General features: G+C 72.7%; 26 protein-coding genes. 13 read left to right on the top strand and 13 right to left on the bottom strand.

Annotated elements, in window-relative coordinates; translation table 11 throughout:
• Nucleotides 1-7 precede the first annotated feature (7 nt).
• Nucleotides 8-898 (bottom strand): 4-hydroxy-tetrahydrodipicolinate synthase, encoded by an 891-nt coding sequence (gene dapA, locus J2X46_RS20850; RefSeq protein WP_310253976.1) that lies wholly within the window; start codon nt 896-898, stop codon nt 8-10.
• Nucleotides 899-960: 62 nt separating this feature from the next.
• Here dapA and J2X46_RS20845 point away from each other — a divergent pair, with 62 nt between their 5' ends.
• Both J2X46_RS20845 and J2X46_RS20840 read left to right on the top strand, forming a co-directional pair.
• Entirely contained in the window at nt 961-1299 is a 339-nt protein-coding gene (locus J2X46_RS20845; RefSeq protein ID WP_310253974.1) for a TfoX/Sxy family protein, read from the top strand.
• Nucleotides 1299-2087, top strand: a complete 789-nt coding sequence (locus J2X46_RS20840; protein ID WP_310253972.1) for a nucleotidyltransferase domain-containing protein — start codon at nt 1299-1301, stop codon at nt 2085-2087. The genes J2X46_RS20845 and J2X46_RS20840 overlap by 1 nt, the downstream gene beginning before the upstream one ends.
• A 6-nt stretch (nt 2088-2093) precedes the next feature.
• Here the strand turns inward: J2X46_RS20840 and J2X46_RS20835 are convergent, their stop codons facing one another.
• The 4 genes from J2X46_RS20835 to J2X46_RS20820 all read right to left on the bottom strand — a co-directional run bounded on the left by J2X46_RS20835 (nt 2094) and on the right by J2X46_RS20820 (nt 4313).
• Entirely contained in the window at nt 2094-2492 is a 399-nt protein-coding gene (locus J2X46_RS20835) for an NUDIX domain-containing protein (protein WP_310253971.1), read from the bottom strand.
• 205 nt (nt 2493-2697) lie between these two features.
• Nucleotides 2698-3054, bottom strand: coding sequence for a GntR family transcriptional regulator (locus J2X46_RS20830; RefSeq protein WP_310253969.1), 357 nt, complete (start codon nt 3052-3054; stop codon nt 2698-2700).
• Nucleotides 3047-3529, bottom strand: coding sequence for a dihydrofolate reductase (locus J2X46_RS20825; protein ID WP_310253967.1), 483 nt, complete (start codon nt 3527-3529; stop codon nt 3047-3049). Before J2X46_RS20825 ends, J2X46_RS20830 begins: the two co-directional genes overlap by 8 nt.
• Nucleotides 3519-4313, bottom strand: coding sequence for a thymidylate synthase (locus tag J2X46_RS20820; protein ID WP_310253966.1), 795 nt, complete (start codon nt 4311-4313; stop codon nt 3519-3521). The genes J2X46_RS20825 and J2X46_RS20820 overlap by 11 nt, the downstream gene beginning before the upstream one ends.
• Before the next feature lie 215 nt (nt 4314-4528).
• Here J2X46_RS20820 and J2X46_RS20815 point away from each other — a divergent pair, with 215 nt between their 5' ends.
• On the top strand, nt 4529-6007 hold the full coding sequence (locus J2X46_RS20815) for a von Willebrand factor type A domain-containing protein (RefSeq protein WP_310253964.1): 1479 nt from the start codon (nt 4529-4531) through the stop codon (nt 6005-6007).
• A 33-nt stretch (nt 6008-6040) separates the two neighbouring features.
• On the opposite strand, the gene J2X46_RS20810 is transcribed toward J2X46_RS20815, so the two are convergent.
• Nucleotides 6041-6817, bottom strand: a complete 777-nt coding sequence (locus J2X46_RS20810; RefSeq protein WP_310253962.1) for a methyltransferase domain-containing protein — start codon at nt 6815-6817, stop codon at nt 6041-6043.
• Between the two features lie 159 nt (nt 6818-6976).
• Here J2X46_RS20810 and J2X46_RS20805 point away from each other — a divergent pair, with 159 nt between their 5' ends.
• Nucleotides 6977-7618: a PilZ domain-containing protein gene (locus J2X46_RS20805; protein WP_310253960.1), complete on the top strand. Its 642-nt coding sequence runs from the start codon at nt 6977-6979 to the stop codon at nt 7616-7618.
• Between the two features lie 15 nt (nt 7619-7633).
• Here J2X46_RS20805 and J2X46_RS20800 read toward each other — a convergent pair whose 3' ends face one another.
• Genes J2X46_RS20800 through gcvT form a run of 3 tightly spaced genes read right to left on the bottom strand, consistent with a single transcriptional unit; the run spans nt 7634 to nt 9903 of the window.
• Nucleotides 7634-8494 carry a hypothetical protein gene (locus J2X46_RS20800; RefSeq protein WP_310253959.1) on the bottom strand — a complete coding sequence of 287 codons (861 nt, stop codon included), beginning with the start codon at nt 8492-8494 and terminating at the stop codon, nt 7634-7636.
• 46 nt (nt 8495-8540) lie between these two features.
• Nucleotides 8541-8792, bottom strand: a complete 252-nt coding sequence (locus J2X46_RS20795) for a hypothetical protein (protein ID WP_310253957.1) — start codon at nt 8790-8792, stop codon at nt 8541-8543.
• Nucleotide 8793: 1 nt separating this feature from the next.
• Nucleotides 8794-9903: a glycine cleavage system aminomethyltransferase GcvT gene (gene gcvT, locus J2X46_RS20790; RefSeq protein WP_310253955.1), complete on the bottom strand. Its 1110-nt coding sequence runs from the start codon at nt 9901-9903 to the stop codon at nt 8794-8796.
• A gap of 66 nt (nt 9904-9969) precedes the next feature.
• Between gcvT and J2X46_RS20785 the strand changes: the two genes are divergently transcribed.
• The gene (locus tag J2X46_RS20785) at nt 9970-11478 is read left to right on the top strand and encodes a leucyl aminopeptidase (RefSeq protein WP_310253954.1); all 1509 of its coding nucleotides are present in this window, start codon (nt 9970-9972) and stop codon (nt 11476-11478) included.
• A gap of 12 nt (nt 11479-11490) precedes the next feature.
• Here the strand turns inward: J2X46_RS20785 and J2X46_RS20780 are convergent, their stop codons facing one another.
• Nucleotides 11491-11862, bottom strand: a complete 372-nt coding sequence (locus tag J2X46_RS20780; RefSeq protein WP_310253952.1) for a hypothetical protein — start codon at nt 11860-11862, stop codon at nt 11491-11493.
• Nucleotides 11863-12020: 158 nt separating this feature from the next.
• Here J2X46_RS20780 and lpdA point away from each other — a divergent pair, with 158 nt between their 5' ends.
• The 4 genes from lpdA (at nt 12021) to J2X46_RS20760 (ending at nt 20065) form a co-directional block, all read left to right on the top strand.
• Nucleotides 12021-13397 carry a dihydrolipoyl dehydrogenase gene (lpdA, locus tag J2X46_RS20775; RefSeq protein WP_310253950.1) on the top strand — a complete coding sequence of 459 codons (1377 nt, stop codon included), beginning with the start codon at nt 12021-12023 and terminating at the stop codon, nt 13395-13397.
• A gap of 51 nt (nt 13398-13448) precedes the next feature.
• Nucleotides 13449-15341: a 2-oxoglutarate dehydrogenase, E2 component, dihydrolipoamide succinyltransferase gene (gene sucB / locus J2X46_RS20770; protein WP_310253948.1), complete on the top strand. Its 1893-nt coding sequence runs from the start codon at nt 13449-13451 to the stop codon at nt 15339-15341.
• A gap of 275 nt (nt 15342-15616) precedes the next feature.
• Nucleotides 15617-19129: an ABC transporter ATP-binding protein gene (locus tag J2X46_RS20765; protein ID WP_310253946.1), complete on the top strand. Its 3513-nt coding sequence runs from the start codon at nt 15617-15619 to the stop codon at nt 19127-19129.
• A 45-nt stretch (nt 19130-19174) separates the two neighbouring features.
• A complete protein-coding gene (locus J2X46_RS20760) occupies nt 19175-20065 on the top strand; it encodes a TIGR01777 family oxidoreductase (protein WP_310253944.1) in 891 nt (296 codons plus the stop codon).
• Here J2X46_RS20760 and J2X46_RS20755 read toward each other — a convergent pair.
• Complete coding sequence (locus J2X46_RS20755; protein ID WP_310253942.1) at nt 20011-20574, bottom strand: hypothetical protein; 564 nt, start codon at nt 20572-20574, stop codon at nt 20011-20013. The genes J2X46_RS20760 and J2X46_RS20755 overlap by 55 nt on opposite strands.
• A gap of 92 nt (nt 20575-20666) precedes the next feature.
• On the opposite strand from J2X46_RS20755, the gene lipB reads away from it, so the two are divergent.
• Nucleotides 20667-21407, top strand: coding sequence for a lipoyl(octanoyl) transferase LipB (gene lipB / locus J2X46_RS20750; RefSeq protein ID WP_310253940.1), 741 nt, complete (start codon nt 20667-20669; stop codon nt 21405-21407).
• 6 nt (nt 21408-21413) lie between these two features.
• On the opposite strand, the gene J2X46_RS20745 is transcribed toward lipB, so the two are convergent.
• Nucleotides 21414-22052, bottom strand: coding sequence for a MerR family transcriptional regulator (locus J2X46_RS20745; RefSeq protein WP_310253938.1), 639 nt, complete (start codon nt 22050-22052; stop codon nt 21414-21416).
• 72 nt (nt 22053-22124) lie between these two features.
• On the opposite strand from J2X46_RS20745, the gene J2X46_RS20740 reads away from it, so the two are divergent.
• The 3 genes from J2X46_RS20740 to J2X46_RS20730 are packed head-to-tail and all read left to right on the top strand — an operon-like array spanning nt 22125 to nt 24449.
• On the top strand, nt 22125-22694 hold the full coding sequence (locus tag J2X46_RS20740) for a DUF4188 domain-containing protein (RefSeq protein ID WP_310253936.1): 570 nt from the start codon (nt 22125-22127) through the stop codon (nt 22692-22694).
• A 54-nt stretch (nt 22695-22748) separates the two neighbouring features.
• Nucleotides 22749-23690 (top strand): lipoyl synthase, encoded by a 942-nt coding sequence (lipA, locus tag J2X46_RS20735; protein WP_310253935.1) that lies wholly within the window; start codon nt 22749-22751, stop codon nt 23688-23690.
• A gap of 51 nt (nt 23691-23741) precedes the next feature.
• Nucleotides 23742-24449 carry a DUF4191 domain-containing protein gene (locus tag J2X46_RS20730; RefSeq protein ID WP_310253933.1) on the top strand — a complete coding sequence of 236 codons (708 nt, stop codon included), beginning with the start codon at nt 23742-23744 and terminating at the stop codon, nt 24447-24449.
• 49 nt (nt 24450-24498) lie between these two features.
• On the opposite strand, the gene J2X46_RS20725 is transcribed toward J2X46_RS20730, so the two are convergent.
• Complete coding sequence (locus J2X46_RS20725; RefSeq protein ID WP_310253931.1) at nt 24499-24900, bottom strand: RDD family protein; 402 nt, start codon at nt 24898-24900, stop codon at nt 24499-24501.
• Nucleotides 24901-25052 lie beyond the last annotated feature (152 nt).

Below are 25052 nucleotides of genomic sequence, written 5' to 3'. Positions count from 1 at the left end.
GTGTCGTTCAGATCAGGCCGGCGGCAGCCAGGCCGGTGCGCAGCGCTGCGACCTCGTCGTCGTCCAGTGCGACGAGGGGTCCGCGGACGCGGCGGTTGTCGATCACCCCGAGCAGCTCGAGGGCTGCCTTCGCGGTGGTCGCTCCGTAGTTGGGGACGCCCATCACGGCGTCGAAGGCCGGGAGCAGCGCGGTGTGGATGCGCAGTGCCTCGGCGTGGTCACCGCGCACCCAGGCGTCGATCATTGACGCGAGCTGGGTGCCGGCGGCGTGGGCGACGACGGACACGAGGCCGACGCCGCCGTAGGCGAGGTAGCCCAGCGTGGCGACGTCGTCGCCGGAGTAGACGGAGTAGCCCATGTCGACCAGCTGCGCGGTGCGCGGCAGCAGTCCGCTGGCCTCCTTGACCGACACGACGTGGTCGTAGGCACGCATCGCCTCGTAGGTCGGGAGCTCGATCAACGTCGCCGTGCGGGCCGGGACGTCGTAGAGCATCACCGGCAGGTCGGTCGCCTCGACGACGGAGGTGAAGTGGTGGCGCAGGCCGACCTGGCCGGGCTTGTTGTAGTAGGGGCTGACCAGCAGCACACCGTCGACGCCGATCTTCGCGGCCTGCTGGGCCAGCTCGACGGAGTGGGCGGTGGCGTTGGTGCCGACGCCGGCGATGACGCTCGCGCGGTCGCCGACGGCCTCGTGGACCGCGCGGAGGATGTCGCCGTCCTCGGCCACGGACGTCGTCGGGCTCTCCCCGGTGGTGCCGCTGACGACGACACCGTCGTTGCCGTTGTCGACCAGGTGGGCAGCGATCTTCGCGGTGCCGTCGAGGTCGACGGTGCCGTCCTCGTGGAAGGCGGTGGCCATCGCGGTGAGCAGTCGGCCGAACGGGGCAGTGGAGCTCATGCCCAGAAGGTTATCGCTCCCGCTCCCGGCCGTTGTCGGTGCCGAGCCGCATACTCCTGTCCATGGCGTACGACGAGGTGCTGGCGCAGCGGATCCACGACCTGCTCGACGGGGAGGACGGGCTCACGTCGAAGAAGATGTTCGGGGGCCTCGGCTTCATGGTCGACGGCCACATGGCCGTCGCCGCGGCGAGCTCCGGCGACCTGATGGTCCGCGCCGACCCGGCGACCGGCGAGGAGTGGGTCGACGGTGACGCGGTCCGGCCGATGGAGATGCGCGGGCGGCCGATGCACGGCTGGCTGTTCGTCGCCAACGAGGCGGTCGCTGACGACGCCGCGCTGCAGCAGTGGGTCGACCGCGGCGTGGGCTACGTCCGCACCCTCCCTCCCAAGCAGACGTGATGCCCGACCTCCTCCTGCCCACGTGGCTGACGCCTGCCCAGCGCGCGCTCCTCGTCGACCTCGCCGACCGCAACGACGACGCGCACGGCGACGACCTGCTCGGCCTGGTGCTCAGCGGCTCGGCCGGTCGTGACTACGCCACCGAGCACTCCGACCTCGATGTCGCCGTGGTGCTGACCGACGAGGCCGCGGCGACGCGGTCGACCGTGCACTCCCCCGACCTCGACGAGGCCGTCGACTCCTGGAGCGAGATGGTCACGGTGCCCCCCTTCGGGTCCGACGGCTGGTGGTTCCGCTGGTCCTACGCCTGGGCGCCGGTGCTGCTCGACCGCACGGGCGGCGAGCTGGCCGCGGCCGTCCGACGCCAGGCGACGCTGTCGCCCGAGGAGGCCGACGGCGTGCTGATCGAGCACGACCGGCTCGACGGCTGGGTCAACTTCGCCTACCGCGCGCTGAAGAACCACCGCGACGGCCGCGAGCTGGAGACCCGGCTCGACGCCGCGGAGTCCGTGCCGTGGCTGCTCGACGTCGTGTTCGCGCTCGCCGGTCGGGTGCGTCCCTACAACAAGTACCTCCCCTGGGAGCTGCACACCCACCCGCTCGACGGCTGGCCCGCCGAGGAGCTGCTCGGCCTGCTCGAGCGGACACTGGACGGCGACGTCGGCGCGATCCGGGAGACCTTCGCGCGGCTGCGGCCGATGCTGGCGTCGTACGACAGCGGGCGGGGGCACACCCTCACCAGCGACATGGTCGACGGCTGGGGCGACGAGCTGGCGCTCTTCGCCTGACCGCGCTCAGACGGTGCGGAGCACCGGCAGGACGTGGTGCTCGAGCATCGGCGCCAGGTCGTCCGGGTGGCCGTCGAGCGGCGTCCACCGCACCTCGGCGATCTCGGCGGAGGCCACCGGCTCGGCGTCGGACTCGATCCGGAAGACGGTCGAGTGCAACGTGTGGCCCGGCTCGTTGGCCGCCTCCGAGTGGAACTCGCCGATCAGGTCGGCCTCCTCGACCGCGATGCCGACCTCCTCGAGCGTCTCGCGCAGCGCCGCGTCTCGCGCCGACTCCCCCGGCTCGAGCTTGCCGCCCACGAGCATGAACCGCTCGGTCCCCCGCTTGCGCACGGTCAGCACGTGGCCGTCCCGGACCAGCGCCACGGCGGCGACGACGATGTGCTTGTCGGCGGCGGGCTCCATGCGGCGAGCCTGCCACGTCGGCGCGGACAGCACACAGCCACCCTGACCGGGGCTTACCCGGCGGGTGGCTGCGTGATGCTGCTCGCTGACCCGTCAGCCGCCTCTCGGCGAAAGGCCGCTCGTAGCGGCAGGTGGTGAGGCCCGGGGGCATGATGCGGAATCAGCTGACCGTCACAACGACGGAGGTGCGGGGTTCATTCCCGGCTCACGACAGCGCGCGGCGCACGGCGTCGAGGGCGGCCGCCTCGGAGACGCCCAGCGTCCGCACCGTGGCGGCGTACGACGACGCGGCCTCGCGCAGCGAGCGCTCGACCCCGCTCCCGGAGACGAACGTGCCGGCACGGCCGCGGGTCTCGACGACGCCGAGGGCCTCGAGCTCCTTGTAGGACCGGGCGACCGTGTTCGCGGCGAGGCCGAGCGAGGTGGCGAGGGTGCGGACCGGCGGCAGCCGGTAGCCCGGAGCGAGCTCGCCGGAGTCGACGGACGCCCGGATGCCGTCGCGGACCTGCTCGAACGGCGGCACCCCGGAGGTGTCGTCGACGTGCAGCCTCAGCTCAGGCACGTTCCCACCACACCCACTCGCATCCCGGTCCGGACTCGCGTCGGGTCTCGTGCCACTCGGCGGGGTCGAACTCCGGGTAGAACGCGTCGCCCGGCACGTCGAGGTCGACCTCGGTGAGCACCTGGTGGGTCAGCAGCGGCATCGCCTCGGCGTACACCTGCGCCCCACCAGCGATCACGAGGTCGGCCGTGGGGTCGGTCAGGGCGAGGGCCGCGTCGAGCGAGTGGGCCACCTCGACGCCCTCGGCACTCCAGTCGGGGTTGCGGGTGACCACGATCGTGCGTCGACCGGGCAACGGCCGTCCGATGGAGTCGTAGGTCAGCCGGCCCATCACCATCGTCAGGCCCATCGTCTCGCGCTTGAAGTGCGCGAAGTCCTCGGGGATGTGCCACGGGATGCGGCCGTGGTCGCCGATCACGCGGCCGCGGGAGTAGGCCGCGACCGCGACCACGCGGCGCGCCGCGTCAGACGGCAATGGGGGCCTTGATCAGCGGGTGCGGGTCGTAGCCCTCGACCGTGATGTCCTCGAGGTCGAAGCCGTCGATCTCGGTGATGTCGGGGTTGAGCACCAGCCGCGGCAGGTCGCGCGGCTCGCGGGAGAGCTGGAGCCGCGCCTGCTCGACGTGGTTGAGGTAGAGGTGGGCGTCGCCCATCGAGTGCACGAAGTCGCCGACCTCGAGCCCGGTCACCTGGGCGACCATGTGCGTCAGCAGGGCGTACGACGCGATGTTGAACGGCACGCCGAGGAAGGTGTCGGCCGAGCGCTGGTAGAGCTGGCAGCTGAGCCGGCCGTCGGCGACGTAGAACTGGAAGAGCGTGTGGCATGGCGGCAGCGCCATGTCGTCGACGTCGGCGATGTTCCACGCCGAGACGATGTGGCGGCGCGAGTCGGGGTTGGTGCGGATGCCCTCGACGAGCCGGCTGATCTGGTCGACGTGGCGGCCGTCGGGCGTGGGCCACGAGCGCCACTGGTAGCCGTAGACCGGGCCGAGGTCGCCGTTGTCGTCGGCCCACTCGTCCCAGATGCTGATGCCGCGGTCCTGGAGCCACTTCACGTTGGTGTCGCCGCGCAGGAACCACAGCAGCTCACCGAACACCGAGCGGGTGTGCACCTTCTTCGTGGTCACCAGCGGGAAGCCCTCGGAGAGGTCGAAGCGCATCTGGTGCCCGAAGACGCTGAGCGTCCCGGTGCCGGTGCGATCGGTCTTCTCCACCCCCTCGTCGAGGATCCGCTGGATGAGGTCGAGGTAGGCGCGCACGGGACGACTCTACGACCTCGGCAGGCGCCCTTCGCGGTACGCCGCCGACGTGGGTCGAGGGGCTGCGTCCGCTCGGGCGGGGGCCGACGATCACCGGGCGATCTCGAACCGGTCACGAATCGATCGCGAGCGAGGATTCGCGGAACGACCCGCACGGAAGTCCCGTCGCAGCCCACATGACGACTCGACTGAGGGCCTGGCTCCCGATCGCACTGGTGAGCGCATTCACCCTGACCGCCTGCAGCGATGGCGACGGTGAGGACGCGGTCGGGCCCTCGGCCGGGGACGGCGGCTTCTACGTCGAGCTGGCGCCGCAGGCGACGGACGGGACCAGCGTGTCCGGCGGGGGGAACACGTTCCAGGACGAGGGCGTGAGCGGATACGCCGACGCAGCCACCGATGCGGAGTCGACGTTCGCGCTGGACGTGGACGACGGGTCCTACCGCGTGGCGCAGGCGATGGTCGCCGACGGACAGCGTCCCCCTGCGGAGTCGGTGCGCGTCGAGGAGTGGGTCAATGCCTTCGACTACGGCGACCCTGCGCCGACCGAGGACGACCTCGACGTCCGTGCGGAGTCCGGCGTCAGGTCCTCGGACGAGCCGGGCACCCAGGTCGTGCGGGTGGCCGTCACCGCGCGCGAGCTGGCGGCCGAGGAGCGACCGTCGGTGAACCTCACGCTGGTCGTCGACCGGTCGGGCTCGATGGGCATGGGCGACCGGCTGGGCCTGGTCCGGGACTCGCTCGCGCTCCTGACCGAGAGCCTGCGCCCCGACGACACGATCTCGGTGGTCGCCTTCGACGACGAGGTCCAGCTCGTGCTGCCGCCGACACAGGTCCAGCAGCGCGAGGCCCTCCTGGGCGCGCTGGACGGCCTGGCCCCCGGCGGCAGCACGGACGTCGCGGCGGGCCTGTCGCTGGGCTACGAACAGGCGCGGGACGCCTACCGTCCCGGTGGCGTCAACGTCGTGGTGCTGTGCTCCGACGGGGTCGCCAACGTCGGCCTGACCGACCCCGAGGGCATCGTCGCCCGGATCGCCGAGGAGGGCCGCCGGGGCATCCACCTGGTGTCCGTCGGCTACGGCATGGGCAACTACAACGACCACCTGATGGAGCAGCTGGCCGACCGCGGCGACGGGTTCTACCGATACGTCGACACCCGCGAGGAGGCCGAGCAGGTGTACGTCCACGAGCTCACCAGCCTGCTCGCCCCGGTGGCCGACGATGCCCGGACGCAGGTGGTGTTCGACCCCGACAAGGTCGCGTCGTACCGGTTGGTCGGCTACGAGAACCGTGCGATGGCCGACGAGTCGTTCGGCGACCTCGACGCCGACGCCGGTGAGCTCGGCGCCGGCCACCACGCGTCCGCGCTGTACGACGTCCGGCTCGCGGAGGGCGTGGAGCCCGGCGACCAGATCGGGCTGGCCAAGGTGCTCTGGAAGACTCCGGGCACCGACGCCCCCGGCTTCGACAGCGCGCCCCTCGTGGCAGCCGAACCTGCGTCCCCGATGACGGACTCGCTGGCCCTGGCCACGACCGTCGCGGACCTGGCCGCGGTGGTCAAGGGCGCCGAGGACGACCCGCGGGCCGGTGCCGAGGACGTCCTCACCAGCGCGATCGCGCTGGATCGCAGCGGGGTCCCGGGCGCCTCCGAGCTGCTCGAGCTGGTCTCTCGGCTGGAGGAGCTGGGGCTGTGACACCGCCGTGACGGCGCAGCGGCTCGTGGGGCACTACGACCGCGGGACCCGCGCCTCGGCCAGCACGCACTCGACGTCGAAGACCAGCTCGTCGCCGTCACGCCACGGCGCTCCCACGGCGTCGTACGCCGCTCGCAGCCGGTCCCGGACCTCGTCGGTCTGAGCCCGCCAGGCGACACCGAAGTTGCCGACCGAGGTGAGGCCCACCCAGAGGTCCTCCCGGTCGATGCGCCACTGCCAGGAGGTGGCGCCGGCGTGGACGACCGCGAGGCCGGCCTCCACGAGGATGCCCGCGAGACCGTCAGGCGACCGCTCGAAGTCCTTGTCGGCGGGCAGCCGGGGGGACGGCGGCCGGACGGCACCTGCCGCGTCCAGCAGGCCGCCCCACATCACCGCCTGCGGCGGCGGGGCGCTGCCCCAGATGGTCGCGCGCACCACGCCACCGGGCGCCGCCACCCGCGCGAGCTCGCGGGCACCCGCGCGCGGGTCGTCGACGTGGTTGAGCACGAAGCTCGCCACGACCGCGTCGAAGCCGCTGTCGGCGAGCGGCAGGTCGGGCAGACCGCCCACGAGCACGTCGCCGAGACGAACGGATGCGAGCTCGGCCATCTCCGGGTCGGGCTCGACCGCGACCACGTCGTGACCCGCCGCCCGCGCCGCGAGGGCGAGCTCGCCAGTGCCGCACCCGACGTCGAGCACCCGTCCGCGCGCCGGGAGCGAGCCCACCACCGCCGGGATCGCCCCCGCGCACAACGCTCCGAAGCTCTGCGCATACGCCTGCGCCACACCCGTCCACAACGCCTCAGCCACGAGGCGCGACCCTACGTGGTCGTCGGGGCTGCACGACGCCGACGCGGCGTCGGGTGCATCTCTCTGCCACGTTCTCCCACCAGGGAGCACCCGCTCGGCGTACGGTGGCCCCCGTTTCTGGCGCAAGCGGTGCGTCAGAGCCGCTGAGGGGGGCCTCGAGTGGGTGTGCCGGGGGTCGATGTGCCCGAGGTCAAGGACGTCGTCGACGTGTTCGCTGCGGACCGGGGCACGCCCCTGGTCAGCTTCGTGGAGGCGACGACCGACGACGAGGTCGTGCTCGCCGTGGCGCGGACGCGTGAGGGCACGCGGGTGCCCCTGCCGGTGGGCGAGCGGCTCGAGATCGTCTGGCGCGGCCGCGACGAGCTGCGCTCGGTCCCCGTCGAGATCGTGGCGGTCGAGCGCGGCGAGACCCCTCTGTGGCGGGTGCGCCCGGTCGGCCCGGCGACGAAGGGCCAGCGCCGGCGAGCCGTGCGCGCACAGATGGGCCGCACCGTCCAGGTGGTCGCCGAGGACATCCAGATGGACGGCGTCACCCTCGACGTGAGCGAGGGCGGCATGAAGGTGGTGCTGGGCCACGACGTCGTGACGCCACCCAGGGCCGGCGGGATCGTCGCCGTACAGCTCCAGCTGGACGGCGGCGAGGTCGCCTGCAACGCCGAGGTGGTCCAGCACTTCCACCGCCACGACGGCCGTCACGCCGTGAGCTTCCGGTTCATCGACCTGCCGAGCAGGACCGAGGACCTCATCCGTCGCGAGGTGTTCGAGGAGCTGCGCGTGCAGCGAGCCCGCGGGCTCGCCTGAGGCGCCGGGACCGGGTCAGCGCAGGCGGATCGAGCCGTCGGCCTCGACGATGGTGCGGGGCTCGCCGCAGACGTCGTCGGCGGTGCACACCACGAGCGCCCTGCGACCGGACTCGGACTGGCGGACATCGTCCTGCACACTGGCGCGACGCGAGGAGTCGAGGAGGTGCGCCCAGCCGCCGCCCGGCACGGGGGCGCTCTGGACGAGGACGTCGTACTCACCGATCGGGAGGTAGTAGGGCTGGCCGGGCGGCACGATGAGCGTCGCCGGCCTCCGGTCGAGCTGGTGCACGTCCCCGTCGGCGTCGATCCCCACCACCTCGCCGGAGCGCAGCGTGGCCGCGGCGCCGGAGCCCCACGCCACGAACTCGTCGATGTCCGGGATGTCGACCACGACCTCCTGGAGGTGGAGGCGGCCCTCGGCGTACCAGATCAACGGAAGAGGATTGTCCTCCCGGACGACCTCGCGCGGCTCCGGACGCGCGGCCCACCACGCCCACCCTGTCGCGAGCACCAGGAGGCAGGCACAGGCGAGGAACCCACGGCGCGTGCTGCGCCGGCGTCGTACGGCGCGGGCCGCCTCCGCCCGCGCGAGCCACGGATCGGGCCCGTCGGCCGGGTCCGAGCGGCGTACGCCGTGGGGTGCCTCCTCGCCCGGCCGCGCGGGCAGGTCGGTGCGCTCGCGCAGCTCGGCCCAGAGGCTGACGTCGACCTGTTCGTCACGGACCCGGCGCGACCACGAGCGTCGGCTGGCCAGCAGCGTCTCCGCAACCGCGAGCCGCGCGTCGTCGGCGGGCACGCCCTCGTCCTCGAGGCCGCCGACGAGGTCCGGCCAGCGCGCGGCGAGGTAGTGCTCGAAGTCGGATCCGTCCGCCATGGCCACCTCCCTGCGTGCTTCGGAGCAGTGACCGCCGGTGGATGGCTCAGGCGCTGAGCGACATGGGGCCGTAGACCTGGCGGTCGTGCTCGAAGAGCGTCACGGCCGAGACGCCGTGCTCGGCCAGGTCGGCCCAGATCTCCCCGACCCACGACTCGGCGTCGCCCTGGGTGCCGAAGCGCTGGTCGGCGTAGCCCGCGACCTCGACCGCCTCACCGGAGGCGTCCTCGAGGCGCCACCACCAGGGGCGCTCCGAGGCCGACGGCGGGCGGAAGGTCGGGGGCTGTCCGGGCAGCACGTCAGGACTCCTTCACCGAGGTGTCGACGAACGGCGGCTTCACCAGCTGGAAGATCTCGCGTCGCCCGCGGACGTCGACGCCGACCTCGGCGTCCTCCGCGACCATGACCGGGATCAACGCGAGGCCGATGCCCTTCTTCAGCGTGGGCGAGAACGTGCCCGACGTGATGTCGGCGAGAGGTACGTCCTGGGTGAGGGTCACGCCCATGCCCGGGCGCGGGATGCCGCGACCGACGGCGACGAGGCCGCGCAGCCGGCGCCTGGGGCCCTCCTCCTTGACCTTCTGCACCGCGTCGCGGCCCCAGAAGGCCTCCTTCTTCCAGCCGACGGCCCACGACAGGCCGGCCTCGACGGGGTTGGTGTCGAGGCTGATGTCCTGGCCGTGGAGCGGGTAGCCCATCTCGGTGCGCAGCGTGTCGCGGGCACCCAGCCCGCACGCGGCGATGCCGTACTCCTCGCCGGCGGCCATCAGCTCGTCCCAGAGCTGGCCCGCGGCGGAGTTCACGAGGACAAGCTCGTAGCCGCGCTCGCCGGTGTAGCCGGTGCGGCAGACCACCACGCCGACGCCGGTGTCGCCGAGCTCGGCCTCGACGAACGACATGTACTCGTGGCCGGTCGGCAGCCCGACCTTCTCCAGCACCTCGTCGGAGTGGGTGCCCTGCACGGCGAGCACGGCGTAGTCGTCGTGGTGGCTCACCACCTTGACGCCCTCGGGCGCCTCCGCCTGGAGCCGGCGCACCACCTCGGCGGTGTTGGCGGCGTTGGGGATCAGCAGGACGTGCTCGTCGTCGTGCCAGTAGGCGATCAGGTCGTCGACGATGCCGCCGGACTCGTCGAGGCACAGGGTGTACTGCGCCTTGCCGGTGTGGATCTTCGCGAGGTCGTTGGACAGGGTCGCATTGACGAAGTCGGCGGCGCCGGGACCGGACACCATCGCCTTGCCGAGGTGGCTGACGTCGAAGATGCCGACGGACTCGCGCACGGCGGTGTGCTCCTTGACGACACCGGTCGGGTACTCCAGCGGCATCGACCAGCCACCGAACTCGGCGAACTTCGCGCCCAGCGCCTCGTGACGGTCGTGAAGGGGCGACTGCTTGAGCGTTCCTGCCATGCCGCGAAACCTACCGCAGCCACTCCGCCCGCCTTGCTCACCCGACGCTCGCCTAACATGCGGCGGGTGACCTCGTACGCACTCCGTGCCGCCAGCCCTGCCAAGACCCGCGCCGACGCCGTCGTGGTGGGAGTCGTGGCAGGTGACAAGGGCCCCCGGCTCTGCGACGCGGCCGAGGAGGTCAGCAAGGCCTACGGCCGCCGCCTCCGACCGTTCCTCTCCACGATGGGCGTGACCGGCAAGGCCGGTGAGGCGGTCAAGGCCCCCACCCGTGACGAGGTCAACGCGCCGCTGCTGGTGTTCGTCGGCCTGGGCGAGGACCCCACCGACCCGATCGCCGTACGACGTGCCGCGGGCGTCGCCGCGCGCAGCGTGTCCAACGCCGCCTCGGTCGCCCTCGCCCTGCCGAGCGAGACCCCCGAGCTGGTCGCCGCGGTGGTCGAGGGCCACCGGCTCGGCGGCTACACCTTCACCGCCTACAAGTCGTCGAAGTCGGAGACGACCGAGCCCGCCGACGTCGTCGTCCTCACCTCGATCGCCCGTCGCGCCGAGGCCGTCGCCGCCCTTGGGCGCGCAGAGGTGCTCGCCGACGCCGTCGCGCTGTGCCGCGACTGGGTCAACACGCCGCCCGGCGACTGCACTCCCCCGCTGCTCGCCGAGCTGGTGACGGCCGCGCACAAGGAGGCCACCAAGGGCCGCGGCGCGCCCAAGGTCTCGCTCGAGGTCTTCGACCACGAGCAGCTCGCGGAGATGGGCTGCGGCGGCATCCTCAGCGTCGGCAACTCCTCCGTCGCGCCGTCACGCCTGGCCAAGCTGACGTGGGCGCCCAAGGACGCGGTCGCCCACCTCGCACTGGTCGGCAAGGGCGTCACCTTCGACTCCGGCGGCCTCACCATCAAGCCCTCCTCGAGCATGATGAACATGAAGGGCGACATGGCCGGTGCGGCCAGCGTCGTCGCGGCCACCCTGGCGATCGCCCGTCTCGGGCTCCCGGTCAAGGTCACCGCGTTCGCGCCGATGGCCGAGAACATGGTCTCCGGCACCTCCACCCGGCCCGGCGACGTGATCACCATGCACAACGGCACCACCGTCGAGATCGCCAACACCGACGCCGAGGGCCGGATGCTGCTCGGCGACGCGCTCTCCATGGCAGTCGAGGAGGGGCCCGACGTCGTCCTCGACATCGCGACCCTGACGGGCCACATGCAGCTCGCCCTCGGCGACAAGGTCGGCGCCGTGATGGGCACTGACGACCAGGTGCCCGCGGTGCTCGCGGCCGGCGTCGCCGCCGGTGAGCAGCACTGGCGGATGCCGATCCCCGAGGAGATGAAGGAGCGGATCACCAGCTCCAAGGTCGCCGACCTCCTGCAGCACGACTGGGTCCGTTGGGGCGGCGGGCTGTACGCCTCGGCGTTCCTGCGCGAGTTCACCGGCGGGCTGCCGTGGGCGCACCTCGACATCGCCGGCAAGGAGATGAACCTCGGCGGCCCCTACGGCCACGTCCCCTCGGGCGCGACCGGCTTCGGCGTCACCACGCTGGTCGAGTTCGCCCGCGCGCTGGCCGAGGCCGAGTAGCCGCTGGCAGCCCTAGTAGCCGCGGGACTTGCGCGCCGCCTTCTGGCGGGCGTTGTAGTCGCGCATCCGCTGCGGCACGCCGACCACCGCGGCGTCGTACGACGGCACACGGTGCTTGTTGGCGAAGTCGTGCGCCCACTTCACGCTCGGCACCCGCCGTCGCGTCCACTCACCGTCGTGCGCGACCAGCAGGAGGGTGACGTCGCTGACCGCCGTGCGCGGCTCGACGAAGCCCTCCACGCCCTGCTTGGTGGCGACGAACCTCTCGAGGTGGCGCACGTCCTCACCATCGGACGCCCGGACCGTCGTGGAGCCGGTGCGCTCGGCGTTCCGTGCCGGACGACGAGTGCGGCCCTTGCGCCGGAATCGGTCGAACATGCCCATGGTGACCATTCTGCCGGGACATCCCTCACCAGCGGCTCACTCCGGCCCAAGTCGTGTCGATCCGGCTCGGGAGACCCGGTGTGGACAGGCTCACGAAGAGTGCAAAGATGGGCGACGCCGAAGGATCAGCGAGCGAAGAAGTGTGTGGAGGGATTTCTGTGGCGGACGGTGAGTTCGACGTACTCGTCCTCGGGGCTGGTTCGGGTGGTTACGCCTGTGCCCTGCGAGCGGCCCAGCTGGGGCTGACGGTCGGACTTGTCGAGAAGGGCAACCTGGGCGGCACCTGCCTCCACGTGGGCTGCATCCCGACCAAGGCCCTCCTCCACGCCGCCGAGGTCGCCGACTCCGCGCGCGAGGCCGGTCAGTTCGGTGTCACCGCCACCTTCGACGGCATCGACATGGCCGGCGTGAACGCCTACAAGGACAAGGTCGTCGACCGGCTCTTCAAGGGCCTGACCGGCCTGATCAAGTCGCGCGGCATCACCGTCATCCAGGGTGCCGGCACGCTGACCGGTCCGCGTGAGGTCACCGTCGACGGCACGGCCTACACCGGCAAGGCCGTGGTCCTAGCCTCCGGCTCCTACAGCAAGTCGCTGCCCGGCCTCGAGGTCGACGGCGAGAAGGTCATCACCTCCGAGCACGCCCTGCGCCTCGACCGGGTGCCCGCGTCGGCCATCGTGCTCGGCGGCGGCGTCATCGGCTGCGAGTTCGCCAGCGTCTGGAAGTCCTTCGGCGCCGACGTCACGATCGTCGAGGCCCTCCCGCGCCTGGTCGCGGTCGAGGACGAGGCCTCCTCCAAGGCCCTCGAGCGCGCCTTCCGCAAGCGCAAGATCAGCTTCCTCACGAGCACGCCATTCCAGAGCGTCAAGACGACCGACACCGGCGTTGCAGTGACCGTGGAGGGGGGCGACGTGATCGAGGCCGAGGTGCTCCTCGTCGCGGTCGGCCGCGGCCCGTCGACCGACGGCCTGGGCTACGAGGAGCAGGGCATCGCGATGGAGCGCGGCTTCGTGCTCGCCGACGAGCGCTGCCGCACCAACGTCGAGGGCGTGTACGCCGTCGGCGACATCGTGCCCGGCCTCCAGCTGGCCCACCGCGGCTTCCAGCAGGGCATCTTCGTCGCCGAGGAGATCGCCGGCCTCGACCCGCGCCCGGTCGACGACGCCGGCATCCCGCGGGTGACGTACTCCCACCCGGAGATCGCGTCCGTCGGCCTCGACGAGGCGAAGGCGCGCGAGCTGCACGGCGACGCGGTCACCACGGTGACCTACGACCTCGGCGGCAACGGCAAGAGCCAGATCCTCCAGACGCAGGGCTTCGTCAAGCTCGTCGGCCTGGTCGACGGCCCGGTCCTCGGCGTCCACATGGTGGGCGACCGGGTCGGTGAGCTCATCGGCGAGGCCCAGCTGATCTACAACTGGGAGGCGCACGCCGACGACGTCGCGCCGCTGGTGCACGCGCACCCCACGCAGAACGAGGCGCTCGGCGAGGCCCACCTGGCCCTGGCCGGCAAGCCGCTCCACGCACACTCCTGAGAACGACCCCCTACTCCACCCTCTCCACCCACACGCGAGCGAAGGAACCACATGGCCTCCGAAGTCACCCTCCCCGCCCTCGGCGAGTCCGTCACCGAGGGCACCGTCACCCGCTGGCTCAAGCAGGTCGGTGACACGGTTGCCGTCGACGAGCCCCTGCTGGAGGTCTCCACCGACAAGGTCGACACGGAGATCCCCTCCCCGGTCGCCGGCACCCTGCTCGAGATCAAGGCCAACGAGGACGACACCGTCGAGGTCGGCGCCGTCCTGGGCGTGATCGGCGACGAGGGCGAGTCCTCCGGTGACGCGTCCGGCTCCGCCGAGGCCCCGGCCGAGGAGGCCCCCGCCGAGGAGCCGGCCGCAGCGGAGCCGGCCGCAGAAGAGGCTCCCGCCGAGGAGGCTCCCGCCGAGGAGGCTCCCGCCGAGGAGCCTGCCCAGGAGGAGGCCCCGGCCGAGGAGCCCGCCGCGGAGGCGCCTGCCGCCGAGCAGTCCTCCGGTGGAGGCGGTGGTGGTGGCGCCGGTACGGCCGTGACCCTGCCCGCGCTGGGCGAGTCCGTCACCGAGGGCACCGTCACCCGCTGGCTCAAGCAGGTCGGCGACGAGGTCGCCGTCGACGAGCCCCTCCTCGAGGTCTCCACCGACAAGGTCGACACCGAGATCCCGTCCCCGGTCGCCGGCACCCTCCTCGAGATCAAGGCCAACGAGGACGAGACCGTCGAGGTCGGCGCCGAGCTCGCGATCATCGGCTCCGGCGACGCCGCGCCTGCCCAGCAGGAGGCGCCCGCCGCCCCGGCCGAGGAGAAGGCCCCGGAGCCCGAGCCGGAGCCCGAGCCGGAGCCCGAGCCGGAGCCCGAGCCGGAGCCCGAGCCGGCCGCCGAGGAGGCGCCCGCTGCGCCTGCCGAGCCGGCCCAGCCCGCTGCCCCCGCCCAGCCCGCCGCCCCGGCTGCTCCGGCAGCGCCGGCCGCTCCCGCGGCGCCCGCTGCCAGTGAGGGTGGTCGCGACCAGACGGCGTACGTCACTCCGCTGGTGCGCAAGATGGCCGACCAGCACGGTGTCGACCTCGGCGCGGTGCAGGGCACCGGCGTCGGCGGCCGCATCCGCAAGCAGGACGTGCTCGACGCAGCCGCTGCCGCCCAGGCCGCCGCGGCTCCTGCCGCTCCGGCCGCTGCTGCTCCGGCTGCCGCGGGTGCTCCCCCGGCCGCTACCGCTCCGGCCACGGCGTCCCCGTCGCCGCTGCGCGGCACCACCGAGCCGCTCTCGCGCCTGCGCAAGGTCATCGCGACGCGCATGGTCGAGTCGCTGCAGGAGTCCGCCCAGCTGACGCAGGTGATGGAGGTCGACGTCACCGCGATCGCCCGCCTCCGGGAGTCCGCCAAGGCCGACTTCCTGGCGCGCGAGGGTGTGAAGCTCACCTACCTGCCGTTCTTCGCCAAGGCCGCGATCGACTCGCTCAAGGTGCACCCCAAGCTCAACGCGGCGATCGACGCCGAGAAGGGCGAGGTGACCTACTTCGACCGCGAGAACATCGCGTTCGCCGTGGACACCGAGAAGGGCCTGCTCACGCCGGTCGTCAAGGAGGCCGGTGACCTCTCGATCGCCGGTCTGGCCAAGAAGATCGCCGACGTCGCCGAGCGCACCCGCACCAACAAGGTGACGCCCGACGAGCTCTCCGGTGGCACCTTCACCATCACCAACCTCGGCAGCTTCGGGGCGCTCTTCGACACCCCGATCATCAACAAGCCGCAGGTCGCGATCCTCGGCCCCGGTGCCGTGGTGAAGCGTCCAGTCGTGATCGACGACCCCAACCTGGGCGAGACGATCGCGGTGCGCCACATGGTCTACCTGGCGCTGACCTACGACCACCGCCTGGTCGACGGCGCCGACGCCGGCCGGTTCCTCCAGGAGGTCAAGAAGCGCCTCGAGGCAGGCCAGTTCGAGGTCTGAGCCCAGCGGGCCGGAGCGCAGCGACGGCCCGCGTCGGGCGAAGAGGTTGAGGGATCGGCACACCGCGTCAGCGGGGTGCGCCGATCGTCTCGAAACCCCCTGAGCCCGGGCTGAGCATCCGGACATCCGTCATCCGATCCCGCACCCATCGGTGCGGGGTCGGATGACGTTTCCGGACACCTCTCCGGTGCCGCTTCCGGGTCTGGCGGAGGTGTCCGAGGCCACCTGAAAACCGGAGGCGGGATGTCGTACCCGACGTCTACCGTGGAACCACCGTGACTGCCACAGACCTCACCGCGCACACCTCCGCGGCACCCATCGATCCGTCACCCGCACCGCCTCCCGGTCGCGTGCCGGTGGACTGGCACCGCGTCCGCCGCCCGCTGACCAACCTGTGCCTCGGGCTCGCGCTGATCGGCGCGATCGCGGCCTCGCTGGGCACCGTCGTCGCCGGCCGACTGGCCGACTCGCCGACCTCCGCGCTGGTGACCACGCTGGCCCTGTGCGTCGTCGGCGGAGCCGTCGTCGACACGGCGGCGCGCACGCTGTGGGGCGTCATCGTCGACCGTGCCGAGGGCCAGCTGCGCGCCGACCTGATCGACGCCGCGATGGCCCAGCCGCTCTCCGAGCTCTCCGAGCAGGCCGTCGGCGAGGTGCTCGACCGCATCGACGACGACACGTGGGAGGTCGGCCAGCTGATGCGCTGGGGCGTGTGGATGGCGATCCGCACGGTCGCCTCCACCGGTCCGCTGTGGCTGGTTGCGAGTCTGACGTGGTGGCCGGCCGCCTTCTTGTTCCCGCTGTGCGGCGTCGTGGTGTGGCTCTTCATCCGCCGCCTGCTGCCCCAGATCGCCGAGCGCAAGGTGCTCGAAGAGGCAGCGTGGACCGACCACGCCGCCTCGACCGAGGAAGGCATCGCGGCGCGCGACGACGTCCGCACGTCCCTCGGCCAGCCCCACGTGCTGCGCCGCAACGCCGAGCTCGCGGCCGAGATCCACCGCCGCCTGCGGCGCGTGCTCGCCGTCGAGGTGAGCATCACCCGGCGCAGCGGCGGCCTGCTCCACGCCGTGCTGGCCGCCACCGGCCTCGTCGGCATCGCACTGGTCCTGCACGGCGACCTGTCCACGGCCCGGCTCGTGACGCTGTTCCTGGTGACCACGATGTTCGTCGGCCAGGTCGACATGCTGGCGCGCCACCTGCCCGACCTCCAGGAGGGCATGGGCGCGGTGCTGCGCCTGCGCGGCATGCTCGCCGTGCCCGCCGAGCCCACCGGCGGCACCTCGCTCCCGCGCGGGCCGCTCGACGTGGAGTTCCGCCACCTGGCGTTCTCCTACGGCACCGGCACCTTCGCCCTGCGCGACGTCGACCTGACCGTCCCGGCCGGCCACACGTGCGCGCTCGTGGGCCGCACGGGCTCGGGCAAGTCGACCCTCGCCTCGCTGCTGTCCCGGGCGGTCGAGCCGCCCCGCAGAACGGTCTTCCTCGGCGGCACCGACGTGCGCGACCTCGACCTGCAGCAGCTGCGCGCCGCTGTCGGCGTGGTGACCCAGCGCACCGAGGTCCTGGCCGGCAGCCTCGCCGACAACATCACCCTGTTCGGCGACGCCCCGCGCAGCACTGTCGAGGCTGCCGTCGACGAGCTCGGCCTCACCGACTGGGTGGCCGGCCTGCCCAAGGGCCTCGACACCCTGCTCGGCCCCGGTGGCACCAGCCTGTCCGCCGGCGAGGAGCAGCTGGTCGCCTTCGCCCGCCTCCTGGTGCGCGACGTGAGCGTCGTCGTCCTCGACGAGGCCACCGCCCGCATGGACCCCGTCACCGAGGCCCGGGTGGTCCGCGCCGCCGACCGCCTGATCCGCGGTCGCACCGGCATCCTGGTCGCCCACCGCCTGTCGACGACCGAGCGCGCCGAGCGGGTCGCCGTGCTCGAGTCGGGCCGGGTCGTGCAGCAGGGCACCCGCGCCGAGCTGGCCGTCGCCGACGGTCCGTTCCGCCGGCTGCTGGACGCCGCCGCCCACGAGGTCGCCGTCGAGGACCACCATGCCGATGCCGCGATCGGCACCGTGCGCCGCAGCACGACTCCCCCGCCGCCGCCCCAGGTGGACCCGCCGCTGGGCCTGATGCGCCAGGTGTGGCACTGCATCCGGCTCAAGCCCGAGTGGGGCCTGTTCGGTGCGGGGCTGTTCCTGCTCGCGTCGATCACCGGCGCCTACGGCGCGGTCACCGGCTTCGTCTGGGGCCACGTCGTCACCGGCCTCCAGCGCGGCGAGACCCCGGGACTGATGGCGGCCGCCCTGGTCGCCTCGCTGATGATCGGCCCGCTCCTGCTCTCGCAGGCGTTCTGGACCTACCCGCACTGGTGGGTGGAGGTCCGGATGCGCGTACGGGCAGCCGTGCTCGCCGGCCAGACCGACCAGCGGCGGCTGGTCCGCACTCCTCCGGGCGAGGTCGTGGCCCGCGCCATGGACGCCGACCGCATCGCGCGCTACACCGACCGCTGGGTCGACTTCGTCAACGGCCTCCTGGTGGCGTCGCTGACGGCGATGATCGCCGGGAGCTGGATCGCCGGCGCGATCCTGCTCGCGGTGATGACCGCCTCCGCCCTCGCCTCGTCGCTCGGACGCCGGGTCGCCGGTCGCTCGGCGGCCGCGTCGTCGGCCGCCCGCGCCCGGTTCGGGCAGGCGCTCGTCTCCACCCTGGAGTCGATCCGCACGGTCAAGCTCGCCGCGGCGACGCCCCACCTCCACCGCCACCTGCGCGCTGTCGACGGCGGGCGGGTCGACGCGGCCGTGCGCGAGCACCGCGTGCAGTCCCTGCTCGACGGCGTGCCGGTCGTCATGGTCCAGTGCGGCGTCGTCGCCGCCTGGGGCGGCCTCGTAACCGGGCACTGGGAGCTGGCGACCGCGCTGCTCGTCGCCAACGCGGTGAGTGGCTTCGACTGGTTCGGCCGCGTGGCCGGAGCCGTCGTCACCGAGGCGCCCGGCACCCGTGCCTGGATGCAAGCCACCAGCGCCCTCGCGGGCGGAGGCGACCTGATGGAGCTCCCCGCCGGCATGGACCTGGTCGCCGGCACAGCCGCCGCGCCGGGAGACCCCGAGCCCGATCCCCTGCGCACCCTCGCCCTGCGCGACCTCGCCGCCGTGCACGACGACGGCACGCTCGGCGTCCAGGACGTCGACCTCGAGGTGCGCGCGGGCGAGCTGGTGCTGCTGCTGGGACAGGTCGGGTCCGGCAAGTCGAGCCTGCTCGGCGCCCTCGCCGGCCTGGTCAGCACCACCGGTGAGATCCGCTGGAACGACCGCGTGGTCGACGACCCGCAGACCGACCTGCGCCCGGCTCGCGTGGCCCACGTCGCGCAGGTGCCGCGCGTGCTCTCCGGCAGCTTCACCGGCAACGTCGGGCTCGACCACCCGACCCGCCCGGTGATGCCGTCGCTCGAGGCCGCCCGGATGGGTCGCGACGTCAGCGAGGCCGGCGGTCCCGACGCGCTCGTGGGGCACCGCGGCGTACGCCTCTCCGGTGGGCAGGTGCAGCGCCTCGCCCTCGCCCGGGCGCTCGCGTCGCAGGCCGACGTGCTGCTGGCCGACGACGTCTCGTCCGCGCTCGACGCGGCGACCGAGATCGAGCTGTGGCAGGCGCTCCGCTCGCGCGGGGCGACGGTGATCGGTGCGACCAGCAAGGCCGCCGCGCTCGCCCAGGCCGACCGGGTCGTCGTCCTCGACTCCGGTCGCGTGGTCGACCAGGGCCCGTGGCGCGAGCTGTCGCTGCGCTGGGGACACCTGGCCGGCTGACCGGTTCGCCCCAGGCGGGCTTGGCGCACATGGTTGGGTGGTCGCATGCGCGTCGTGATCGCCGGAGCGTCGGGTTTCCTCGGCACCCACCTGACCGAGCACCTGCGGGTGCACGGCCACGAGGTCACCGCCCTCGTGCGCCGCGAGCCGGCCTCCGCGCAGGAGTCGCGGTGGGACCCGAGTGCCGGCACGATCGACGCCGCGGTCATCGAACGGGCGGACGCGGTCGTCAACCTCGCCGGCGCCGCCATCGCCGGCAACCCGCACTCGAAGAAGTGGGCCGTGGAGGTCCTCGACAGCCGGGTCTCCACGACGGGCCTGCTTGCCCGCACCATCGCGCACACCGAGCGACCGCCGGCCTTCATCGCCGGCAACGGGATCGCCTGGTACGGCGACCACGGCAACGCGCCGGTCACCGAGGAGACCGGCAGCGTCGGCGACGCCTTCCTCACCCGGGTCTCGCACGCGTGGCAGGACGCCACCGACGAGGCCCGCGAGGCCGGCGCCCGGGTGTGCGTCCTGCGCACCTCTCCGGTGATGGACCGCACGTCGCCGCCGCTGAAGCAGCTCAAGCTGCTCTTCCAGGCCGGCGGTGGCGCCCGGCTCGGGTCCGGCCGGCAGTACATGCCGATGATCTCGCTGCGCGACTGGATCGGCGCCGTCAGCTACCTGATCGAGTCGCGCGACGTGTCGGGGGCGTTCAACCTCTGCTGTCCGACCACCCCGACCAACGCGGAGTTCACCGAGGCCCTCGCCGCGAAGTTGCACCGCAAGGCGTTCCTGGCCGTCCCCTCGGCCGTGATGAAGGTCGCGGCGGGCGACCTGGCACCCGAGCTGCTCGGCTCGGTCAACGCGCGCCCAGCGGCCCTCGAGCGCGCGGGCTACGACTTCGAGGACGAGGACGTCCGCGAGGTGCTGGCCGCCGCGTTGGCCTGATCGCGGGCTCCCTCCCGGACCTCGGCCACGAGCCACCGCTCGGCCGGTCGCACCAGGACCACCCGCCGCGTCGAGGCCCGGTCGGCCGGCAGCGCGATCGGCGTCGGTCCGCCCACGGCTGAGCCGCCCACCACCCGGTCGGTGACCTCGAGCACGAGGCGGCGCCCGGTCTGGTCGACCACCTCGAGCGCGAGCACCTGGGTGGTCAGGCCCTCCACCCGAAGGCCCCGCGCGAGGTAGTGGCGCAGGAGCTTCGCGTCGGCAGCGCCCGTGCGTGAGCCGTCGGCGTACAGGCTGCGGAGCTCGGTGACGTCGCCGGCGGCCCACGCGGCAGCGCGCCGCTCGTCCCACTCCGCGAGGACGACCGCAGGGCCGGAACGCGGCACGGCCGCCTCCCGACGGGGTGCGGCCGGCGCATCGCCGGGGCGGGCCAGCCCGACCACGAGGGTCGCCACCACGCACGCAGCGGCGACCGCGGCCAAGACGGGAAGGAGGCGCCGGGGATCCACCTCGCCACCCTCGCCGATTTCCGCCGAGGGCGTCGGCGTCCATCCACAGGCGCGGGCGCAGCGGGCCGGGAGCGTGGGCGTAGGGTCGGAGCATGCCGCTGGAGCACGAGCTGGAGTTCGAGGTCGCCGGTCTCGGCGACGCCGCCGTCGACTACCTCGCAGCCTGGGAGCTCCAGCGCCGCGTGCACGAGACGGTCGTCGACGGCACCCGCCGCGACACCGTCCTGCTGCTCGAGCACCCGCCCGTGTTCACCGCCGGCAAGCGCACCGACCCGCACGAGCGCCCGCTCGACCCCGGTGGCGCGGCGGTCATCGACGTCGACCGCGGCGGCAAGATCACCTTCCACGGCCCCGGCCAGCTGGTGGGCTACCCGATCGTCACGCTGCCCGACCACGTCAAGGTCGTCGACTACGTCCGCCGCGTCGAGGAGGCCCTGATCGCGGTCTGCACGGACTTCGGCGTCACCACGGCGCGCGTGCCGGGCCGCAGCGGCGTCTGGCTGCGCGCCGACGAGCGGGGGCCCGAGCGCAAGATCGCCGCGATCGGCATCCGGGTGAGCCGCGGCGTGACGATGCACGGCTTCGCCCTCAACTGCGACGTCGACCTCGGCTGGTACGACCGCTTCGTCCCGTGCGGCATCGCCGACGCCGGCGTGACCTCGCTGAGCGAGGAGCTGGGCCGCGACGTCACCGTCGACGACGTGCTGCCGAGCGTGCGCCGCCACCTGGCGACGTACCTCGCCTGGGACCCGTACGACGCGACCCCCGACTACGAGGCGCGCCCCGAGCCGGCCCACGCCCCGCGCATCGAGCTGGTGCGCCCCGGCGCCTGAGCGACCTCAGTCGCGCTGGTCCTCGGCGAACCGCTCGTGGGAGTGGTGCTCCTCGGCGAGCCGCCGCAATGTGGTCAGCACCGTCGCGAACACGACCTGCCCCACGACCATCTCCTCGAGAAGGCCCAGCCGATCCTTGCGCCCATCGAGGTTGGCGATCTCGTGGCGGGCCAGCTGGTCGGCCATCGCTACGTAGGGCGCGATCTCCGCGGGGTCGCGCGGGTGGGTCTCGAACGCGCCGACCAGCTCGAGCGTGGCCGCCAGGTTGTCGCGGTCGACGGAGTCCTCGCGCACGCGGTCCCAGCCCGCCTGCTGGATGATCGCGTCGGCCATGGCCCGGGTCTCGGGCCGCCCGGGACCCGCCGCCGGCGGCGTCGGGGCGAGGGCGTCGGCGGCCACCGCGAAGAGGTCGTGCACGCTCCCCCGGGTCTCCGAGGCGGCGACGAGGCGCTTGAGCCCGTCGACCGGGACGTCCCCCACGTCGCGCAGGATCCGCAGCAGGCCCAGGCGGCGCACGTGGCGCTCGTCGTACTCCGTGAGGCGGGGCGTGCGCTTGTCGCCCTCGGGCAGCAGGCCCTCGCGGAGGTAGTACTTGATCGTCGCGACCGGCACCCCGGTCTGCTCCGACAGCTCGGAGATGCGCACGCGTGCCCCTTGACCATTGCTCTGGATAGTGCCACTGTCTACGTGGACAGTATCACTATCTAGGAGGCCGTCATGGCCGGTTCCACTCCTCGGCGTGTCCCCCGCGGGTACGCCACCGCCCCGGGTCGCTCCCCCAAGGGCGTCCGCGGCGGCCAGTACGTCGCCGACCCCACGACCGATGACGTGGTGGTGTTCGTGATCGGGATGCGCATCAACCGCCTGCGCAAGGTCCGCAGCTGGTGGCCGACGTTCACCGGCATGCCGAAGATGCTGCGCGAGCTCGAGAAGGCCGACCGGGGCCTGCTCGCCGTCGAGTCGTTCTGGGCGGGCCGGGTGCTGATGACGATCCAGTACTGGCGCAGCGCCGAGGAGCTCGGCGCCTACGCCCGCGACGCCTCGATGTCGCACGCCCCGGCGTGGGGTGCGTTCAACCGCGACTCGGCGGCCAGCGGTGACGTCGGCATCTTCCACGAGACCTACGTGGTGCCCAGCGACCGGATCGAGTCGGTCTACGGGAACATGACCGTGTTCGGTCTCGCCCGGGCCGTCGGGTCCGTCGAGCGGGGCGAGCGCAACGCGCGGACGACCGCCAACCAGCGCCTCGCCACCACCGAGCCGGACTACGTCGAGTCCTCCGTCTGACCAGCCCCGGAGGCTGATTCGGGAGCCTCGTCCCCGGCCCGTACAGTGGGGACCGTGACGACCGCTCCCGCCCCTGAAGGACGCAAGCTTCTCCGACTCGAGGTCCGCAACGCCGAGACCCCGATCGAACGCAAGCCGGAGTGGATCAAGACCCGCGCCAAGATGGGCCCCGAATACACCTCGCTGCAGAACCTGGTGAAGTCCGAAGGTCTCCACACGGTCTGCCAGGAAGCCGGCTGCCCCAACATCTTCGAGTGCTGGGAGGACCGCGAGGCCACCTTCCTCATCGGTGGCGACCAGTGCACCCGGCGCTGCGACTTCTGCCAGATCGACACCGGCAAGCCGCAGCCGCTCGACCGCGACGAGCCCCGTCGCGTGGCCGAGTCCGTGCAGAAGATGCAGCTCCGCTACGCCACCATCACCGGCGTCGCGCGCGACGACCTGCCCGACGGCGGCGCCTGGCTGTACGCCGAGACGGTCCGCGCGATCCACGAGCTCAACCCCGGCACGGGTGTCGAGAACCTGATCCCCGACTTCAACGGCAAGCCCGACCTCCTCCAGGAGGTCTTCGAGAGCCGACCCGAGGTGCTCGCCCACAACGTCGAGACGGTGCCGCGCATCTTCAAGCGCATCCGCCCGGCGTTCCGCTACGACCGCTCGCTCGACGTGATCACCCAGGCCCGCGACTTCGGCCTGGTGACCAAGTCCAACCTGATCCTCGGCATGGGCGAGACGCGCGAGGAGGTCAGCCAGGCGCTGCGCGACCTGCACGAGGCCGGCTGCGAGCTGATCACCATCACCCAGTACCTCCGCCCCTCCCCGCGGCACCACCCCGTCGAGCGCTGGGTCAAGCCCGAGGAGTTCGTCGAGCTCAAGGCCGAGGCCGACGAGATCGGCTTCGCCGGCGCACTGTCGGGGCCGCTGGTCCGCTCGTCCTACCGCGCCGGCCGGTTGTACGGTCAGGCCATGGACGCGCGCGCCGCCGCCGCCGTCTGACCCACCCTCACCACCACACCTAGCCACACCTAGCCGGACAAGGCCCACCTCATGTCGACCCCCGCCTCCACGCCGACGTCGCGCCGCGCGCAGATCATGCAGACCTACCAGATGGCCAAGCGCAGCGACCCGCGCCTGGGCCTGATCCTCCTGGGCGTCTTCGTCGCGGGTGCCGCTGTGGGCTTCGGCCTGATGTGGCTGCTGCCCGGCTCGGGCGTGCTGTCGCTGGTGATCTCGATCATCGGCGCCCTCCTCATCGGCATGCTGTGCACGCTGCTGGTCTTCGGCCGCCGCGCCCAGCGGGCGGCGTACCAGCAGATGGAGGGCCAGCCCGCCGCGGCCGCCGGTGCGCTGCAGATGCTGCGCCGCGGCTGGAAGGTCGACCCGGTCGTCGGGTTCACCAAGCAGCAGGACGTCGTGCACCGCGTGGTCGGTCCTCCCGGCATCGTGCTGGTCGGCGAGGGCTCGAGCCCGAGCCGCGTGAAGCAGCTGCTCGCCAACGAGCGCAAGAAGCACGAGCGCGTCGCCTACGAGGTGCCGATCCACGAGGTCGTCGCCGGCCGCGGCGAGGGCGAGGTGCCGCTGCCCAAGCTGGTCCGTCACGTGCAGAAGCTCGGCCGCTCGGTGAAGCCCGCCGAGATGACCGACATCCTCCAGCGCCTCAAGGCGCTCGACGCCCAGCGCGGCAAGCTCCCGGTCCCCAAGGGTCCGGTCCCGACCTCCATGAAGGGCATGCGCTCCCAGCAGCGAGGCCGCTGAGTCCCTCGTCGGTCGAGGTGCGAGCGCAGCGAGCCTCGAGACCTCCCAGCTAGATCCTCACGGTCCGCGTCCCCGCGGCGAGGTCGTGGAGCCCACGACCGTCGAAGGTCAGCAGCGGCGGGATGATCAGGAACGTGAGCACGGTCCGCACGACCGCGCGGAGCAGGCTCACCGGGCGTGACGGGTCGTCGTGGCGCACCACGCGGATGCGCGTCACCAGCTTGCCGAAGGACCCGCCCAGCAACGCGGTGAAGAGGGCCATCTCGACGACCAGGATGAGCGTGCCGGTGCTGCCGATCGTGCTGGGGTCGTCGGCCACCACGCCCAACGCGGCGAGGAGCTGGGCCACGGCCCAGCTGCTGAGCCAGTCGACGAGCAGCGCCAGGATGCGGCGACCCCAGCTCGCTGGGATCAGATCGGTCGGAGCGGGTGTCGGGTCAGGCTGCGGCACGCGCCCAGCGTAGGTGGCGAGGGACGAGCGGGCCCGACGTGGGCGTGTCGTCGCCACCGTCGTCCTCGCCACCACCCCCGCAGGCGGCGAGGACCACGGCCGCCGAGATACTGATGCCCCACTGCGTCAGTGCCCGTGCCCGAGTCATGCCT

The sequence above is a fragment of the Nocardioides sp. BE266 genome, from assembly GCF_031457855.1.
Lineage (GTDB): Bacteria > Actinomycetota > Actinomycetes > Propionibacteriales > Nocardioidaceae > Nocardioides.
The sequence above is the reverse complement of the archived record's forward strand: the minus strand, read 5'-3'. Positions and strand labels throughout refer to the sequence as shown.

Excerpts from the sequence above, each read along its gene's own strand:
- sucB (WP_310253948.1), top strand. The coding sequence starts at position 13,449 with ATGGCCTCCGAAGTCACCCTCCCCGCCCTCGGCGAGTCCGTCACCGAG.
- dapA (WP_310253976.1), bottom strand. The coding sequence starts at position 898 with ATGAGCTCCACTGCCCCGTTCGGCCGACTGCTCACCGCGATGGCCACC.
- J2X46_RS20780 (WP_310253952.1), bottom strand. The coding sequence starts at position 11,862 with ATGGGCATGTTCGACCGATTCCGGCGCAAGGGCCGCACTCGTCGTCCG.
- J2X46_RS20730 (WP_310253933.1), top strand. The coding sequence starts at position 23,742 with ATGTCGACCCCCGCCTCCACGCCGACGTCGCGCCGCGCGCAGATCATG.
- J2X46_RS20740 (WP_310253936.1), top strand. The coding sequence starts at position 22,125 with ATGGCCGGTTCCACTCCTCGGCGTGTCCCCCGCGGGTACGCCACCGCC.
- J2X46_RS20800 (WP_310253959.1), bottom strand. The coding sequence starts at position 8,494 with ATGGCGGACGGATCCGACTTCGAGCACTACCTCGCCGCGCGCTGGCCG.
- J2X46_RS20840 (WP_310253972.1), top strand. The coding sequence starts at position 1,299 with ATGCCCGACCTCCTCCTGCCCACGTGGCTGACGCCTGCCCAGCGCGCG.
- J2X46_RS20835 (WP_310253971.1), bottom strand. The coding sequence starts at position 2,492 with ATGGAGCCCGCCGCCGACAAGCACATCGTCGTCGCCGCCGTGGCGCTG.
- J2X46_RS20845 (WP_310253974.1), top strand. The coding sequence starts at position 961 with ATGGCGTACGACGAGGTGCTGGCGCAGCGGATCCACGACCTGCTCGAC.
- lipB (WP_310253940.1), top strand. The coding sequence starts at position 20,667 with ATGCCGCTGGAGCACGAGCTGGAGTTCGAGGTCGCCGGTCTCGGCGAC.
- gcvT (WP_310253955.1), bottom strand. The coding sequence starts at position 9,903 with ATGGCAGGAACGCTCAAGCAGTCGCCCCTTCACGACCGTCACGAGGCG.
- J2X46_RS20760 (WP_310253944.1), top strand. The coding sequence starts at position 19,175 with ATGCGCGTCGTGATCGCCGGAGCGTCGGGTTTCCTCGGCACCCACCTG.